Source organism: Streptomyces sp. NPDC101166 (assembly GCF_044768125.1).
Lineage (GTDB): Bacteria > Actinomycetota > Actinomycetes > Streptomycetales > Streptomycetaceae > Streptomyces.
Genome location: NZ_JBIWPF010000004.1, coordinates 379,623 through 395,958, shown reverse-complemented (window position 1 = coordinate 395,958; position 16,336 = coordinate 379,623). Strand labels below are relative to the sequence as shown.

Annotated in this window: 13 protein-coding genes and 1 pseudogene; 8 read left to right on the top strand and 6 right to left on the bottom strand. The window is 72.0% G+C overall.

The genetic code is table 11. The features are described from left to right. Positions 1 to 42: 42 nt before the first annotated feature. The 5 genes and pseudogenes from ACIRS4_RS10635 to ACIRS4_RS10615 all read left to right on the top strand — a co-directional run. Positions 43 to 735 (top strand): annotated as a pseudogene (locus tag ACIRS4_RS10635) (transcriptional regulator); the annotation flags it as partial. Between the two features lie 180 nt (positions 736 to 915). Then, entirely contained in the window at positions 916 to 1,896 is a 981-nt protein-coding gene (locus tag ACIRS4_RS10630; RefSeq protein ID WP_404192932.1) for a pyridoxal-phosphate dependent enzyme, read from the top strand. Positions 1,897 to 2,193: 297 nt separating this feature from the next. Beyond that, positions 2,194 to 2,559: a cupin domain-containing protein gene (locus ACIRS4_RS10625; RefSeq protein WP_404192930.1), complete on the top strand. Its 366-nt coding sequence runs from the start codon at positions 2,194 to 2,196 to the stop codon at positions 2,557 to 2,559. Between the two features lie 113 nt (positions 2,560 to 2,672). Beyond that, positions 2,673 to 4,055 (top strand): FAD-binding oxidoreductase, encoded by a 1,383-nt coding sequence (locus ACIRS4_RS10620; RefSeq protein ID WP_404192927.1) that lies wholly within the window; start codon positions 2,673 to 2,675, stop codon positions 4,053 to 4,055. Between the two features lie 66 nt (positions 4,056 to 4,121). Continuing rightward, on the top strand, positions 4,122 to 4,712 hold the full coding sequence (locus ACIRS4_RS10615; protein ID WP_404192925.1) for a hypothetical protein: 591 nt from the start codon (positions 4,122 to 4,124) through the stop codon (positions 4,710 to 4,712). A gap of 19 nt (positions 4,713 to 4,731) precedes the next feature. Here ACIRS4_RS10615 and ACIRS4_RS10610 read toward each other — a convergent pair whose 3' ends face one another. From ACIRS4_RS10610 to rhaI, 6 genes are all read right to left on the bottom strand, one after another. Then, positions 4,732 to 5,373 (bottom strand): lactate utilization protein C, encoded by a 642-nt coding sequence (locus tag ACIRS4_RS10610; RefSeq protein WP_404192923.1) that lies wholly within the window; start codon positions 5,371 to 5,373, stop codon positions 4,732 to 4,734. Continuing rightward, on the bottom strand, positions 5,370 to 6,848 hold the full coding sequence (locus tag ACIRS4_RS10605; protein WP_404192921.1) for a LutB/LldF family L-lactate oxidation iron-sulfur protein: 1,479 nt from the start codon (positions 6,846 to 6,848) through the stop codon (positions 5,370 to 5,372). The genes ACIRS4_RS10610 and ACIRS4_RS10605 overlap by 4 nt, the downstream gene beginning before the upstream one ends. Then, positions 6,845 to 7,600 (bottom strand): (Fe-S)-binding protein, encoded by a 756-nt coding sequence (locus ACIRS4_RS10600; RefSeq protein ID WP_404192918.1) that lies wholly within the window; start codon positions 7,598 to 7,600, stop codon positions 6,845 to 6,847. Before ACIRS4_RS10600 ends, ACIRS4_RS10605 begins: the two co-directional genes overlap by 4 nt. Positions 7,601 to 7,674: 74 nt before the next feature. Then, positions 7,675 to 9,123 (bottom strand): rhamnulokinase family protein, encoded by a 1,449-nt coding sequence (locus tag ACIRS4_RS10595; RefSeq protein WP_404193112.1) that lies wholly within the window; start codon positions 9,121 to 9,123, stop codon positions 7,675 to 7,677. Between the two features lie 5 nt (positions 9,124 to 9,128). Further along, positions 9,129 to 11,168, bottom strand: coding sequence for a bifunctional aldolase/short-chain dehydrogenase (locus ACIRS4_RS10590; protein WP_404192916.1), 2,040 nt, complete (start codon positions 11,166 to 11,168; stop codon positions 9,129 to 9,131). Positions 11,169 to 11,281: 113 nt separating this feature from the next. Continuing rightward, positions 11,282 to 12,442 (bottom strand): L-rhamnose isomerase, encoded by a 1,161-nt coding sequence (gene rhaI, locus ACIRS4_RS10585; RefSeq protein ID WP_404192913.1) that lies wholly within the window; start codon positions 12,440 to 12,442, stop codon positions 11,282 to 11,284. A 327-nt stretch (positions 12,443 to 12,769) separates the two neighbouring features. Here rhaI and ACIRS4_RS10580 point away from each other — a divergent pair, with 327 nt between their 5' ends. Genes ACIRS4_RS10580 through ACIRS4_RS10570 form a run of 3 tightly spaced genes read left to right on the top strand, consistent with a single transcriptional unit; the run spans position 12,770 to position 16,336 of the window. After that, entirely contained in the window at positions 12,770 to 14,287 is a 1,518-nt protein-coding gene (locus ACIRS4_RS10580) for a sugar ABC transporter ATP-binding protein (protein ID WP_404192910.1), read from the top strand. Continuing rightward, a complete protein-coding gene (locus tag ACIRS4_RS10575) occupies positions 14,284 to 15,324 on the top strand; it encodes an ABC transporter permease (protein ID WP_404192907.1) in 1,041 nt (346 codons plus the stop codon). Before ACIRS4_RS10580 ends, ACIRS4_RS10575 begins: the two co-directional genes overlap by 4 nt. Next, on the top strand, positions 15,317 to 16,336 hold the full coding sequence (locus ACIRS4_RS10570; protein ID WP_404192904.1) for an ABC transporter permease: 1,020 nt from the start codon (positions 15,317 to 15,319) through the stop codon (positions 16,334 to 16,336). Before ACIRS4_RS10575 ends, ACIRS4_RS10570 begins: the two co-directional genes overlap by 8 nt.

Here is a 16,336-nt window from a genome sequence, read left to right as displayed (position 1 = left end):
CGGGCGATGTCCACGCAGACGGGTGGCGGAGCGGGAGGCCGGATGACGGGCGAGGAGCCGCGCACGGCGGCGCGCGAGGCGGAGCGGGACGCGATCCTGCGGGCGCTGACCCCCGTGGTCGACGGCATCGCGGCCACCTTCGGTCCCGTCTGCGAGGTCGTGCTGCACGACTACCGGCGGCCGGAGCGCTCCGTGGTCGCCGTCGCCGGGACCGTGACGGGGCGCACGGTGGGCGGCGCGATGAGCGAGATCGGCATGCGGCTCCTCGCCCGTGGTGACGAGGCGGCCGACGAACTCAACTACGTCACCCGCACCGGTTCCGGTCGCCTCGTCAAGGCGTCCACGATGATGCTGCGCGACAGCGCGGGCGCGGTGTTCGGCTCCCTCTGCGTCAATGTGGACGTCACCGAGGTCGACCGGGCGCGAAGCCTGCTCGCCGCGCTGTCCGGGGCCGGCGCTCCTCCCGCGGACACGCCCGTGACCACCTTCGGCGACGACGTCGACTCCGTCGTCGACGCCCTCCTCGACGCCCATCTGGCGCGGCAGGACGAGACCTGGGCCGCTCTCGACCGGGACCGCCGCCTGGCCCTCTTCCGGGGGCTGGACGAGCGTGGAGTCTTCGCCGTGCGGCGGGCTGTCGAGCAGGTCGCCGCCCGCCTGGGCATCTCCCGGGCCTCCGCCTACAGCTACCTGTCCCAAGCCAGAGCGGCCGGGACCCCCGACGGCCACCGCCCCGGCCGTGAAGCCCGCGACGGCCATCGCCCCGGCCGTGAAGCCCGCGACGGCCATCGCCCCGGCCGTGAAGCCCGCGACGGCCACCGCCCCGGCCGTGAAGCCCCCGACGGCCCTGCCCAGCCGTGACGCGCCCGAGGCGCCCGACCGCCCCAGCCCCGACACCCCTCAGGGAGACACCCCGTGACGACCGCACCCGCGCCGATCACCCTCGACGACGTCCGTGACGCGGCGGCCCGGCTCAAGGGCGTCGCGCACCGCACCCCCGTGCTCCACTCCCGGACGCTGGACGAGATCGTGGGCGTGGAGGTGCTGCTGAAGTGCGAGAACTTCCAGCGTGTGGGCGCCTTCAAGTTCCGCGGCGCCTACAACGCGGCCTCCCGGCTGACCCCGGAGCAGCTCGCGCGCGGCATCGCCGCCTACTCCTCGGGCAACCACGCCCAGGCCGTCGCCCTGGCCGCCCGGGAACTCGGGACCACCGCGGTGATCGTCATGCCCGAGGACGCCCCCCGCTCCAAGCGGGCGGCCACGGAGGGCTACGGCGCCGAGATCGTGACGTACGACCGCTACGACGGCGACCGGGTGGCCATCGCCGAGGCTCTCGCCGCCGAACGAGGCCTCACCCTCATCCCGCCCTACGAGCACCCCCACGTCATGGCCGGGCAGGGCACCGCCGCTCTGGAACTGCTCGAAGAGGCAGGGGAGTTGGGTGCGCTGCTCGCCCCGGTCGGCGGCGGCGGGCTGATCGCGGGCAGTGCCACGGCGGCCAAGGCGCTGTACGACGGCATCCGGATCGTCGGCGTCGAACCGGAGGCCGGCGACGACACCAAGCGGTCGCTGGAGGCGGGCCGGCGGGTGAGTGTGCCGGTGCCGCGCACCATCGCCGACGGTCAGGCGCTGCACATTCCCGGTGAACTGACCTTCTCCGTCAACCGCAGGCTCGTCGACGCGATCGCGTTGGTCTCCGACGACGAGATCCGCGCCGCGATGCGGTTCGCCTTCGAGCGGCTGAAGATCGTCGTGGAGCCGAGCGGGGCGACGCCGCTGGCCGCGCTGCTGTCCGGCCGGATCGAAGGACTGCCGCGCCGGGTCGGAGTGATCGTCTCCGGCGGCAACGTCGACGCGGACAGGTTCGCGCAGCTCTGCGGCGGGGCCGCCGTCTGATCACGAGTCGAAGGCCGTACCCGCGGCCGGGAGCAAGGACCCCACGGTCCGGAGCAATGACCCCGTGGTCCGGTGCAAGGGCCCCACGGTCCGGAGCAATGACCCCGCGGTCCGGCGCAAGGCCCCCGCGGTCCGGAGCAAGGACCCCGCGGTCGTACGCCGCCGTCCCCCGGATGGCGGGCCCCCGGACGCGGGCGGACGATGGAGGGGTGGGGACCGGCCCCCACCGGTGACGTCCAGGGCCGCCGGGGGACCGGCCCCGGCCGCGGGCGTGCGCGGCCGGAAGGGAGGAGCGTCATGCTGGAAGTGAAGACGCTCGACAAGCCGGACGAGCGGCGCGACTTCCCGCGCGGCCACCTGGAAGCCGTCCACATGACGGGGCTCGACTTCGCCGTGGCGACGTTCGAACCCGGCTGGCGCTGGACCGAGTCCGTGGGACCGCTCGCGGGAACCGACACCTGCCAGGTGCACCACAACGGCTTGGTCGTACAGGGCCGTATGCACATCCGCATGGACGACGGCGGCGAGAGCGAAGTGGGCGTGGGCGACGTGTTCGTGTGCCCGCCGGGCCACGACGCCTGGGTGGTCGGGGACGAGCAGGTGATCGTGTACGACTTCGCGGGACAGATGGCCACGGAGTACGCGAAGACCGAGGAGGGCTGACCGCAAGGCGGTGACCGCACGCCGGCACGGTGTGCGGTCGCTCTTCCGCCGGGCGCCGCTCCTGCGGTCCCGCGCCCGGTGCTCGGCAGAGTGCCCTCCCCGAGGAGACCACCATGGACAGCGCGGCCTTGGACGCGATGAAGACCTCTCTGCGCGGACCCGTCATCGGTCCGCGGGACGCGGAGTACGAGCGGACCCGCAGCGTGTACAACGCGATGATCGACAAGCGTCCCGCCGCGTTCGTGCGGTGCGCGGACGCCGCGGACGTGATGGCGGCGGTGAACCACGTCCGCGACAGCGGTCTCGAACTCGCCGTCCGGGGCGGCGGCCACAGCGGTCCCGGACTGTGCCTGGTCGACGACGGCGTCACCGTCGACCTGTCGCCGATGCGGTGGGTGCGCGTCGACCCCGTCGCGCGCACCGCCCAGGTGGGCGGCGGCAGCCAGCTCCGCGACCTCGACCACGCCACGCACGGCTTCGGACTCGCCACGCCCACCGGCATCGTGTCGATGACCGGCGTCGGCGGTCTGACCCTCGGCGGCGGCCACGGATACCTGACCCGCAAGTACGGCCTGACGATGGACAATCTGATCGCCGCCGACGTCGTCCTCGCCGACGGCAGCTTCGTCACCGCCGACGAGAGCCACCACCCCGACCTGTTCTGGGCCCTGCGCGGAGGCGGCGGGAACTTCGGCGTCGTGACCGCCTTCACGTACCGTCTGCACCCCGTGGACACCGTCGGTGCCGGCATCACCGTCTGGCCCGTCGACCACACCCGCGAAGTGCTCGGCTGGTACCGGGAGTTCCTCCCGCAGGCCCCCGAGGACGTCTACGGCTTCTTCGCCCTGCTCACGGTCCCGCCGGCCCCGCCGTTCCCCGAGGACCTCCACGGCCACAAGATGTGCGCGGTCGTGTGGTGCCACACCGGCGACCCGGAGCGCACCGGGGACGTCCTCGCCGTGGTCGACGAACCCGCCCGCCCCGCCTTCCACTTCACCGCGCCGATGCCGTACACCGCGCTGCAGAGCATGTTCGACGAGCTGATCCCCACCGGCTACCAGTGGTACTGGCGCGGCGACTTCTTCGACCGCATCCCCGACGCCGCCGTGGACGTGCACCTCAAGTACGGCGAGAACCTGCCCACGCCGCTCTCCCTGATGCACCTGTACCCGGTCGACGCCGCCGCCCACCGGGTGGCACCGGACGACACCGCGTGGGGCTACCGGGACGCCGTCTGGTCCGGCGTCTTCGCCGGAGTCGACCCCGACCCGGCGAACGCCGAGGTCCTGCGGCAGTGGTGCGTGGACTACTGGGAGGAGAGCCACCCGTACTCCATGGGCGGCTCGTACGTGAACTTCATGGGGCAGGACGAACGGCAGGACCGCGTCCGCGCCACCTACCGAGGACACTACGACCGGCTCGCCCAGGTCAAGCGGACCTACGACCCGGACAACCTCTTCCACGCCAACCAGAACATCGAACCCGCCCCCGGCTGAGGACGCTTGCGGCGGACGGCCACGGGGACGCGGGGCGCTGTCAGTGCCTCCCGGTACCGTCCGGTCATGGGCGTATACCTGGTGAGCATCGACGGACGTGAGTGGTTCGGCGAGGACGAGGGCGGGCACGCGGCCGTCGCCTCCGCCCTGAACGAGGAGCTTCGGCGGCGCGGTCTGCCGCCGTACGACGGCGTCGGCGGGCCGGGGGCCGGATCCCCGTCCGCCGGCGGCTGGTTCGAGGAGAAGGTCTTCCCGCCGATGGACGGGTTCGAGGCCTGGTGCCGGGAGCATCTCAGCGAGTCCGAGCGGGACGCGCTGTACGGCTGGACCGTCCTCGTGCCGCCCTCCCTGGAGAAGCACGTCGAACTGCCCTTCGGCTCGGGGTACTGGGAGGAGGCGGTGATCGCGGGCGCCCCGCAGGTCCTCGCGCCCGCGGAGCGGCTGGCCACGGCCGTCGGCCTGCCCCTCGACCTCATACCGGCGACGGGCGGCAACCTCGAACTGACCTTCTGGTTCTTCGAGGGCGGGGCCGCCAAGGCCGCCGAGTCCCGGCCCGGACCGTGGAGCGAGGACCTGGACGCGGCCTTCTACACGGCGCTCTACCTGCGCGCCGCCCAGTACTCCCTGCGGCACGGCTGCCCGTTGGTGTACTCCTGACCCGGTGCGCCCTCCCCGGTCAGCCGGCGAGGATGACCTCCAGAGTGCGCGGCCCGTGCACCCCCTCCACCCGGTCCAGTTCGATGTCACTGGTCGCCGAAGGGCCGGAGATCCATGTCGACGGACGGGCCGGATCGAGCCGTTCGAGAGCCTGCGGCACGGAGGACACGACCTGGTCGGGCACGCGGACGACGAGGACGTGGTGGTCCGGGACGAGCGTGATCCGGCGGCGCCCCTGGTCGGGAGAGCCGTCCAGCACGATCGTGCCGGTCTCGGCGATGGCCACCGCGCACCCCGTCACCACACTGTCGACCAGGTCCAGCTCGTGCGGTGTGGTGCCGGGCAGGTCCGGGACGCGTTCGACGTCCGCCGCCGCGAGCCACTCGGGCCGAAGTCCCGGCGGAACCAGCACCGTGCGCGCCCCGCGCGCCGCCAGCACGCCCGCGACGGCCGCCGACAGCTCGTCGGCCGCGCAGCGGTGCACGACCGCCCGGTAGTCGGCCAGGTTCTCCGCCAGCAGCTCCACCGCCTGCGAGGCGCTCAGAGCGCCGTGCTCGCGCGCGTAGTCACGCGTCACCGCCCGCTCGTACGGCGCGTCGTCGGGCCGTACGTCCGCCAGCGCGCGCCGCACCCGGCCCAGGATCCGTTCCCTGCTGCTCACTTGGAGCCCTCCTCGCCGCCACGGGTCCGCTGCCACCAGTCGCGGAACGGCTCGGCGGGCACCGCCGGCAGCTCCCGCGAAGCGCTCCACGCCCTGCCGGGGCCGGGCAGGCTGCGCGGATGGAAGCGGCGCGTACGGGACGCCAGCCGCTGCCCGGCGCGCAGGGCCCCGGGGCGGGCGAACGCCCAGCGGGCCGCGCGCATCGCCGCCCGTTCGCCGGCGTGGCCCTTGGCGGGCTTGAGCACGACCTTGTTGCCGTCCCGGGTCGCCGGGCCCCCCTCGACGACCCGTTCGCGCAGGTGCACCAGCACCTCCGGGATGTCGATGGCGACCGGGCACACCTCGTAGCAGGCCCCGCACAGCGACGACGCGTACGGCAGCGAGGCGTCGATCTCCGACTGCGTGCCCCGCAGTTGGGGGCTGAGGATGGCGCCGATCGGGCCCGGGTACACCGACCCGTAGGCGTGCCCGCCGGCCCGCTCGTACACCGGGCACACGTTCAGGCAGGCCGAGCAGCGGATGCAGCGCAGCGCCTGCCGGCCGACCTCGTCGGCGAGGGTGTCGGTGCGGCCGTTGTCCAGCAGCACCAGGTGGAAGACGCGCGGGCCGTCGCCGTCGGTCGTGCCCGTCCACATGGACGTGTACGGGTTCATGCGCTCGGCGGTGGAGGAGCGGGGGAGGGTCTGCAGGAAGACCTCCAGGTCCCGCCAGGTCGGCAGCACCTTCTCGATGCCGACGACGGAGATCAGCGTCTCGGGCAGGGTGAGGCACATCCGCCCGTTGCCCTCCGACTCCACGACGACCAGTGTGCCGGTCTCGGCGACCATGAAGTTGGCCCCGGACACGCCGACCTTGGCTCGCAGGAACTTCTCCCGCAGGTGCAGCCGGGCCGCCTCGGCGAGTTCGGCCGGCGTGTCGGTCAGCCCTTCGGGGGCGGGCCGGCCCCACTCGCCCATCTCCGCGCGGAAGACGTCCCGGATCTCACCGCGGTTGCGGTGGATCGCCGGCACGAGAATGTGCGAGGGCTTGTCCTTGCCCAACTGCACGATCAGCTCGGCGAGATCGGTCTCGTAGGCGCGGATGCCCTCGGCCTCCAGCGCCTCGTTCAGCCCGATCTCCTGCGTGGCCATGGACTTGACCTTGACGACCTCCGACTCGCCCGTCTCCTTGACGAGTTCCACGACGATCCGGTTGGCCTCCTCGGCGTCCGCCGCCCAGTGGACGACACCGCCCGCCGCCGTGACGGCCTCCTCCAGCCGCACCAGATAGCGGTCCAGATGGCGCAGCGTGTGGTCCTTGATCCGCTTGCCGGCCTCCCGCAGCTCCGCCCAGTCGGACACCTCCGACACGGCCTTCGCCCGCTTGGCGCGAATGGTGTGGGTGGCGTGCCGGAGGTTGCCGCGCAAGGTGCGGTCGCCGACGGCTTTCCGCGCCGCCTCCGGGAACGCGGGCATTCCCACGAACGTCCCGCTCACAGGGCCGGCTCCTCTTCCGTGCTCGCCAGGATCTCCGCGATGTGCACCGGCCGCATGCCCGACCGCAGCCGCGCCATCGTGCCGCCGAGGTGCATCAGACACGAGTTGTCGGCCGCGCACAGCACCTCGGCGCCCGTCGCCTGCGCGTTGCGCACCTTGTCCGCGCCCATCGCCGCCGAGACGTCGGGGTTCTTCACCGCGAACGTGCCGCCGAACCCGCAGCACTCCTCCGCGCCCGGCAGCTCCACCAGCTCCAGCCCCTTCACCGCCCGCAGCAGCCGCTCCGGGCGCTCGCCCAGGCCGAGTCCGCGCAGCCCGTGACAGGTCGGGTGGTAGGTCACCGTATGCGGGTAGTACGCCCCGACGTCCGTCACCCCGAGCACGTCCACCAGGAACTCGGTCAGCTCGTACGTCTTGGGCGCCACCGGTGCCAGCGTCGCCGCGAGAGCGCCCCCGCGCCCCTCCGCCCTGGCCCGCTCGCCCATCCGCGGATACAGCTCCCGGACCATCGCCCCGCACGACCCCGAGGGCGTCACGATCGCCTCGTACTCGCCGAAGACATCGGAGAAATGCCGGGCCAGCGGCTCGGCCTCATGCCGGTAGCCGGTGTTGTAGTGGGCTTGGCCGCAGCAGGTCTGCGCCATCGGGAAGTCGACCTCGACGCCCAGTCTGGTCAGCAGTTTCACCACGGCACGGCCGGTGTCCGGATACAGCGTGTCGTTGACACAGGTCAGGAACAGTGCGACACGCATCGCGGCTCCTCTGGGTCTGTCATCGGATGAGTGCAGCGTAGTGGGGCGGGTCCCCTCGGAGGGACCCCGTCCCGTCACGCGTCGAGCCGGGCCTGCGCCTCGCGCCAGCGGCCGGTGTCGCCCTGCGGCTCGTAGCGGGTCAGGGGCTGGGTGCGCACGAGCAGCCGCCGCATGGCGTGGCGGTCGCCGACCAGGCCGTGCGCCCGTGCCTGGACCAGCACGTTGCCGAGCGCGGCTGCCTCCGTCGGACCGGCCACCACGGGCAGCCCGCACGCGTCGGCGGTGAGCCGGCACAGCAGCGCGTTGCGCGTGCCGCCGCCCACGATGTGCACGACGTCCACCGGGTGACCGGCCAGCTCCTGCGCCTCCTCGACCGCCCGCCGATGGGCCAGCGCGAGCGAGTCCAGGATGCACCGCGTGATCTCGCCGGGCGTCCGCGGCACCGGCTGCCCCGACGCCCGGCACGCCTCGGCGATCCGCTCCGGCATCCGCCCCGGGGCGAGGAACGCCGCGTCACCGGCGTCGATCACCGACCGCAGTGCCGGCGCCCCGGCCGCCTCCCGCAACAGCACGCCCAGATCCGGGTCACCCCAGGCCCGTACACACTCCTGGAGCAGCCACAGGCCCATGATGTTGCGCAGATAGCGGACCGTGCCGTCCAGCCCCAGCTCGTTGGTGAAGTTGGCGGCCCGGCTCTCCTCGCTGAGCACCGGCGCGTCCAGCTCCAGCCCGGCCAGCGACCAGGTGCCGGTGCAGATGTACGCGAACCGCTCGCCCGTCGCCGGCACGGCGGCCACCGCCGACGCGGTGTCGTGCGAGCCGACGGCCGTCACCGGCACGGGCCCGGCCAGTCCCGTCTCCTCCAGCACCTGAGCCCGCAGCAGCCCGGCCGGATCCCCCGGCCGGCGCAGCGGCGCGAACAGGCTCAGGTCGACGCCGAGCCGGGCGGCCACGTCGTACGCCCAGTCCCCGGTCCGGGGGTCGATCAGCTGGGTGGTGGAGGCGTTGGTCAGCTCGGTGCCCTGCTCGCCGGTCAGCCAGTACGTCAGCAGATCGGGAATGAGCAACAGCCGCTCAGCGTGGGCGAGTTGACGTGTGTCACGTGCCGCGGCCAGCTGGTACAGGGTGTTGAACGGCGCGTACTGCACCCCCGTCGCCGCGTACAGCTCCGCCGCCGGGACGGTGGCCCACACCCTCTCCGCGACGCCGTCCGTGCGCGCGTCGCGGTAGTGCGCCGGGTTGCCGAGCAGCGCCCCGTCGGCGTCCAGCAGGCCGTAGTCGACGGCCCAGCTGTCCACGCCGACGGAGTCGAGCCGCCCGCCGCAGCGCACACCCGCCGCCCGCAGCCCGTCCAGGACGCCCGCGTACAGCGCCAGCACGTCCCAGCGCAGCCCCTCCGCGACCCGCACCGGCCGGTTGACGAACCGGTGCGCCTCGGTCAGCTCCAGCGAGTCGGGGCTCACCCGGCCGACCATCACGCGCCCGCTGGACGCGCCGAGGTCGACCGCGGCGTACGAGCGCACGGCGGTCACCGGAGGAAGGCGGCCGCGACGCCGGCGTCGACCGGGACGTGCAGACCGGTGGTGTGCGTCAACTCGCCGCCGGTCAGCGCGAACACGGCGTTGGCCACGTGCTCCGGCAGCACCTCCCGCTTGAGGATGGTGCGTTGGGCGTAGAACTCGCCCAGCTTCTCCTCCTCCACCCCGTACACGGCCGCCCGCTTCGCGCCCCAGCCGCCGGCGAAGATGCCTGAACCGCGCACCACACCGTCCGGGTTGATCCCGTTCACGCGAATGCCGTGCTCGCCCAACTCGGCTGCCAGCAGACGCACTTGATGCGCCTGGTCGGCTTTGGTCGCGGAGTAGGCGATGTTGTTGGGCCCGGCGAACACGGCGTTCTTCGAGGCGATGTAGACGATGTCCCCGCCCAGCTCCTGAGCGATCATCATCCGGGCCGCCTCACGCGAGACGAGGAACGAGCCGCGGGCCATGATGTCGTGCTGGAGGTCCCAGTCCTTCGCCGAGGTCTCCAGCAGCGGCTTGGACACGGAGATCCCCGCGTTGTTGACGACGAGGTCCACTCCGCCGAAGGCGAGCGCGGCGGCCCGGAAGGCCTCGGCGATCTGCTCCTCGGAGGTCACGTCGACGGTCACGGCGACGGCCTTGTCCGACCCGCCCAGCTCCTCGGCGACCACGGCCGCGTTCTGCGCGTTCAGGTCGGCGACGACGACGCACGCGCCCTCCGCCACCAGCCGGCGGGCGATCGCCTTCCCGATCCCGCTGCCCGCACCGGTCACCAGCGCCACCCGCGTGGCCAGCGCCTTCGGCTCGGGCATCCGCTGGAGCTTGGCCTCCTCCAGCGCCCAGTACTCGATGCGGAACTTCTCCGACTCCTCGATCGGCGCGTACGTGGACACGGCTTCCGCGCCCCGCATCACGTTGACGGCGTTGACGTAGAACTCGCCGGCGACCCGCGCGGTCTGCTTGTCCTTGCCGAAGGAGAACATGCCCACGCCGGGCACCAGCACGATCGCCGGATCGGCGCCGCGCATCGCGGGGGAGTCCGGCCCGGCGTGCCGTTCGTAGTAGGCGGCGTACTCCTCGCGATATCCGGCGTGCAGCTCCTTCAGCCGCGTCACCGCCTCTTCCACGGGCACGTCCGGCGCCAGATCCAGCACCAGCGGACGCACCTTGGTGCGCAGGAAGTGGTCGGGGCAGGAGGTGCCGAGCGCGGCGAGCCGGGGGTGCTCGGCCCGCGCCAGGAAGTCCAGGACCACGTCGGAGTCGTCGAAGTGCCCGACCTGCGGCCTGTCCTTCGAGGCGATCGCCCGGACGTACGGCGCGAGCGCGGCGGCCCGCTCCCGGCGTGCGGCCTCGGGCAGCGCCCCGTACCCCTCGATCACGGGGCCGAACGGCTCCGGCCTCCCCTTCTCGGCCAGGAAGGCCTCCGCGGTGCGGATGATGTGCAGCGAGTTGCGCTCGCACTCCTCGGCGGTGTCACCCCAGGCGGTGATCCCGTGCCCGCCCAGCACACAGCCGACGGCCCGCGGGTTCGCCTCCTTGATCGCGGCGATGTCCAGCCCCAGCTGGAACCCGGGCCTGCGCCAGGGCACCCACGCGACCGTGTCCCCGAAGCACTCCGCGGTCAGCTTCTCCCCGTCGGCGGCGCAGGCGAGCGCGATGCCGGAGTCCGGGTGGAGATGATCCACGTGCGCGGCGTCGACCAGACCGTGCATCGCGGTGTCGATCGAGGGCGCGGCACCGCCCTTGCCGTGCAGGCAGTAGTCGAACGCGGCGACCATCTCGTCCTCGCGCTCCACACCGGGATAGACGTCGACAAGGGCCCGCATCCGGTCCAGCCGCAACACGGCGAGCCCGGCCTCGGTGAGCGTCCCGAGGTCCCCACCGGACCCCTTGACCCACATCAGCTCCACATCGCCGCCGGTGACGGGATCGACGTCGGTGCCCTTGGCGGACGCGTTGCCGCCGGCGTAGTTGGTGTTACGGGGGTCGGCGCCGAGCCGGTTCGACCGGGCCAGGAGTGCAGCGGCTTCGGGATGGGTGGACATGAACGTTCCTTACTCATAGAGGAGCGGTGAGTGCACCGACTCAGGGGCGCGGGGAACTGCGCGATCAACCGCACACGGCGCGCACCCCGCAGAAGACAGAAACCGGCAGACGCTTACGCGCCCCAACCCGCCTGTTCCCCTCCCACCCGCTCAGCGACGATCTTCTCGGCCCACCCGGACGCCTTGTACGCGGCGACAGGGTTCGCGTCCAGCCCCATCTCCCCCCGCACCTGCGCGAGCAGCGGCCGCACATCCGTGTTGTACGCGTCCATCAGCACCGCGTTGGCCTCCAGCACGTCCCCGGAAACCTGAGCCGCGGCCAACGCCGACCGGTCGACCAGCAGCGCCTTCGCCGTCGCCTCCTGCACGTTCATCACGGAACGGATGATCGCCGGGATCTTCGCCTCGATGTTGTGGCACTGATCCAGCATGAACGCCACCTCGGAGGTGAACCCACCCCCGCGCGCCACCTCGTACATGATCCGGAACAGCTGGAACGGATCGGCCGCGCCCACCATGAGGTCGTCGTCGGCGTAGAAGCGGGAGTTGAAGTCGAACCCGCCGAGCTTGCCCTCCCTCAGGAGCGTGGCGACGATGAACTCGATGTTGGTCCCCGGCGCGTGGTGCCCGGTGTCGACGACGACCTGCGCCTTCGGGCCGAGTTTCAGGCAGTGCGCGTAGGCCGTGCCCCAGTCCGGCACGTCCGTCGTGTAGAAGGCCGGCTCGAAGAACTTGTACTCCAGCAGCATGCGCTGCCCGTCCCCGAGCCGGGCGTACACCTCGGCGAGCCCCTCCGCCAGCCGGTCCTGCCGCCCCCGTATGTCGTCCTGGCCGGGGTAGTTCGTCCCGTCGGCGAACCACAGCTTCAGGTCGGTGGAGCCGGTCGCGTCCATGATGTCGACGCACTCCAGCAGATGGTCGACGGCCTTGCGCCGCACCTTGGCGTCCGGATGGCAGATGCTGCCCAGCTTGTAGTCGTCGTCCTGGAAGGTGTTGGAGTTGATCGTCCCGAGCCCCACGCCCCGGTCCCGGGCGTGTTTCGCAAGTGCGGAGTAGTCCTCCACCTTGTCCCAGGGGATGTGCAGGGCCACCGTCGGCGCCACGCCCGTGAACTCGTGCACCTTCGCCGCGTCGTCCAGCTTCTCCTGCGGAGTGCGCGGCACGCCCTGCTGGGCGAACACCTTGAAGCGGGTCCCCGAGTTCCCGTACGCCCATGACGGCGTCTCGACGGCCTGGGTCTTCAGCGCGGCTTTCACCGCGGCGAGGTCGGTCACTTCGGGCTCCTGTGACGTCGGGTTCTGTCGGAAGACATGTCCTGAACGCTTCCGCGGAGGCGCCCGTGAGGTGTTCAGCGGAAGCGACCGTATGAAACGATTCAGAAGGGGAAGTTATGAGGCCGCCGGGGGAGTGTCAACCCCTCTGCCCAGGGGTGTCTTCCGTGATCGTCGCGTGACCTTCGAGTATCGAAAACTTTTCGAGGTCGACCCATTGACGTGACATGGCCGCCGTGCCTAACGTCCCGGCCATCCGATTGAAACCTTTCACGACGTCGTGACGGCCCCTGGCGGGAGCGGATCGCGAGCGTCGTCGAGGAGCCACCCATGACCCACCCGTCCGACACGGGACCCGCCCCGGTGCTGGCACTGAAGGACGTCTCCAAGTCCTTCGGCGCCGTACGCGCCCTGCGAGGCGTCTCCCTGGAGCTGTTCCCCGGCGAGGTGCACGCCCTCGCCGGTGAGAACGGCGCGGGCAAGTCGACCCTCATCAAGACACTCGCCGGGGTGCACCGTCCGGACGCCGGCCAGGTGCTGCTCGACGGCGAGCCCGTCGTCTTCCACGGCCCCGGCGACGCCCGCGACGCCGGCATCGCCGTCATCTACCAGGAGCCCACGCTCTTCCCCGACCTCTCCATCGCCGAGAACATCTTCATGGGCCGCCAGCCGCGCCGCGCCCTCGGCCGGATCGACCACAAGGCCACCCACGCGGCCACGGCCGCCCTGATGCGGCGCCTCGGTGTCGACCTCGACCCCGACCGGCCCGCCCGAGGCCTGTCCATCGCCGACCAGCAGATCGTGGAGATCGCCAAGGCCCTCTCCTTCGACGCCCGCGTCCTGATCATGGACGAGCCGACCGCCGCCCTCACCGGCAGCGAGGTCGCCCGGCTCTTCGGCGTCGTACGCACCCTGCGCGAGCAGGGCGCCGCGGTCCTGTTCATCTCGCACCGCCTGGAGGAGATCTTCGAGATCTGCCGGCGGGTCACCACCCTGCGTGACGGCGCCTGGATCGCCAGCGAGCCGGTCGAGGGGATGACCGAGGACGACCTCGTGCGCCGCATGGTCGGCCGCGACCTGGACGAGCTCTACCCGAAGCAGGACGTCGAGCCCGGCGAGGTCGCCCTCAGCGTCCGCCGGCTCACCCGCGAGGGCGTCTTCACGGACGTCTCCTTCGACGTCCGGTGCGGCGAGATCGTCGGCCTCGCCGGACTCGTCGGCGCCGGCCGCACCGAGGTCGCCCGCGCGGTCTTCGGCATCGACCGCTGGGACGCCGGGGAGGTGGAGGTCCAGGGGCGGCGGCTGACGAACGGCGCCCCCTCCACCGCCATGGCCGCCGGTCTCGCCCTCGTCCCCGAGGACCGGCGCGCCCAGGGCTTGGTGATGGACATGTCCATCGAGCGCAACATCGGCCTGACCGGCCTGCGGACGACCGTGAAGGCCGGGCTGATGGACCGCGGCGCCGAGCGCAGTCGGTCCCTCGACTGGGCCGTCAAGCTCCAGGTGAAATACGCCCGGATCGCCGACACCGTGAACACGCTCTCCGGCGGCAACCAGCAGAAGGTCGTCCTCGCCAAGTGGCTGGCCACCGGCCCCAAGGTGCTCATCGTCGACGAGCCCACGCGCGGCATCGACGTCGGCACCAAGGCCGAGGTCCACCGGCTGCTCTCCCAGCTCGCCGCCGACGGGGTCGCCGTCCTGATGATCTCCTCCGATCTGCCGGAGGTCCTCGGCATGGCCGACCGCGTGCTGGTGATGCACGACGGCCGGCTCACCGCCGAGATCCCCCGCTCCCGAGCCACCGAGGAAACCGTGATGGCCGCAGCCACGGGGAGGGCCGCCGCATGACGGTGACCGCCCCCGACCACGCCCCCGCCGCCGAGGTGACCACGTCCAGCGGCACCCGGCTGGTCGACCGCGTCTTCAAGATGCGCGAACTCGCCATCCTGGTCGTCTTCCTGGCGATGATCGCGATCACCCAGGCCGGCAACAGCCAGTTCCTCTCCGAGCAGGGCGTCAAGGACCTGCTGCTGAACGCGACCATCCTGGTCCTGGTCGCCACCGGACAGTCGCTGGTGGTCATCACCCGCAACGTCGACCTGTCCGTCGGCTCCACGCTCGGCATCACCGCCTTCGCCGCCGGCGCCTACCTGAACGGCGGCGGCGACCCGGTCGTCGCGATCGCGCTGGCGGTGCTCCTCGGCATCGGCGTCGGGCTTCTCAACGGCCTGCTGGTCAGCCTCGGCCAGGTGCCCGCCCTCGTCGTCACCCTCGGCACGATGTACATCATCCGGGGCGTCGACTCCATCTGGGTCGGCTCCCGCCAGATCACCGCGGCCGACCTGCCCGGCGGCTTCGTCGACTTCGGCTCCGGCGGCGTCTCCGCCGTGCCCTACCTGGCGCTGATCGCCCTCGCCGTGCTGATCGTCACCGCCTACTGCCTCAAGCACTTCGGCGGCGGCCGCGAACTGTACGCGCTCGGCTCCAACCCGGAGGCGGCCCGCCTCGCCGGCATCCCGGTCCGCAAGCGGATCCTCGTCGCCTACACCTTCTGCGGCGCCCTCGCCGGCCTCGCCGGAGCGATGTACCTGGCCCGGTTCGGCAACGTCGACTCCGGCACCGGCACCGGCTACGAACTCACCGTCGTCAGCGCCGTGGTGGTGGGCGGCGTCGTCTTCACCGGCGGCTCCGGCAGCGTCTACGGAGCGGCGCTCGGCGCTCTGCTGCTGACCTCGATCAACGGGGTCCTGCCCGCCCTCGGCGTCAGCTCCGTCTGGGTGCTCGCCATCAACGGCATCCTGCTCATCCTCGCCATCGCCGTGGACCGCGTCGTCGCGCTGCGGGTGGCGTCGGCCCTGAAGAAGAGGAGCGCCCGCCATGCCTGACTCCCGATCCCCGGTGAGCCGCGCGATCCGGAGGTCCGCCTCGATGCGGTGGGACGGGGCCGTCGGCGCCCTCCTGATCGTCCTGCTGCTGTTCTCCTTCACCTTCGTCGACGGCTTCGGCAACGCCTTCAATCTGTCGTTCCTGATCGGCAGCGCCCTGCCCGTCGCGCTGATCGCCCTGCCGATGACGATGCTCGTGGTCGCCGGCGAGATCGACCTGTCGGTCGCCTCCACTGCGGGGCTGTCCGGCGCGGTGATGGGCAAGCTGTGGAACGAGGGCATGACGATCGAGACGATCATCCCGATCTGTCTGGTCCTCGGGCTGATCTGCGGTCTCGTCAACGGGCTGCTGGTGACCCGGCTCGGGCTGCCGTCCCTCGCCGTCACCATCGGCACCCTCGCCGCCTACCGGGGCATCGCGCAGATCGTGCTGGGCTCCGACGCGGTGACCGACTTCCCCGCGCAGTACCTGGACTTCGCGGCCGGACGCATCGGCGACACGTTCGTCCCGTACGCCTTCCTCCCCTTCCTGGCGCTGCTCGCGATCACCCTGGTCGTCCTGCACGCCACACCGTTCGGGCGGTCGCTGTTCGCGATCGGCGCGAGCGAGGAGGCCGCGCGGTTCGCCGGTGTCCGCGTCAAGCGGCACAAGCTGATCCTGTTCACGCTGACGGGCCTGGTGGCGTCCCTCACCGGGGTGTTCTGGGCGCTGCACTACGCGAGCGCCCGCTACGACAACGCGACCGGCCTCGAACTGTCCGTCATCGCCGCGGTGTTGCTCGGCGGCATCGACTTCGACGGCGGCAAGGGCACCCTCGGCGGCGCGATCGCGGGAGTCTTCCTGCTGGGCGTGCTGCAGAACGTGATGAGCCTTCAGGACGTCTCCGCGCAGTCGCAGATCGTCGTCACCGGCGTACTGCTCGTCGTCTCCGTGCTCGGCCCCCGGGTCGCACGCCAGATCTCCGTCGCACGAGCGGGCCGTAGAGCCGCCGCCTCGGCTCCGACGGCCTGA

What these genes read in the sequence shown, in the direction of transcription:
- ACIRS4_RS10620 (WP_404192927.1), top strand. Translation starts at nt 2,673, where the DNA reads ATGGACAGCGCGGCCTTGGACGCGATGAAGACCTCTCTGCGCGGACCC.
- ACIRS4_RS10580 (WP_404192910.1), top strand. Translation starts at nt 12,770, where the DNA reads ATGACCCACCCGTCCGACACGGGACCCGCCCCGGTGCTGGCACTGAAG.
- ACIRS4_RS10570 (WP_404192904.1), top strand. Translation starts at nt 15,317, where the DNA reads ATGCCTGACTCCCGATCCCCGGTGAGCCGCGCGATCCGGAGGTCCGCC.
- ACIRS4_RS10625 (WP_404192930.1), top strand. Translation starts at nt 2,194, where the DNA reads ATGCTGGAAGTGAAGACGCTCGACAAGCCGGACGAGCGGCGCGACTTC.
- ACIRS4_RS10590 (WP_404192916.1), bottom strand. Translation starts at nt 11,168, where the DNA reads ATGTCCACCCATCCCGAAGCCGCTGCACTCCTGGCCCGGTCGAACCGG.
- ACIRS4_RS10615 (WP_404192925.1), top strand. Translation starts at nt 4,122, where the DNA reads ATGGGCGTATACCTGGTGAGCATCGACGGACGTGAGTGGTTCGGCGAG.
- ACIRS4_RS10575 (WP_404192907.1), top strand. Translation starts at nt 14,284, where the DNA reads ATGACGGTGACCGCCCCCGACCACGCCCCCGCCGCCGAGGTGACCACG.
- ACIRS4_RS10600 (WP_404192918.1), bottom strand. Translation starts at nt 7,600, where the DNA reads ATGCGTGTCGCACTGTTCCTGACCTGTGTCAACGACACGCTGTATCCG.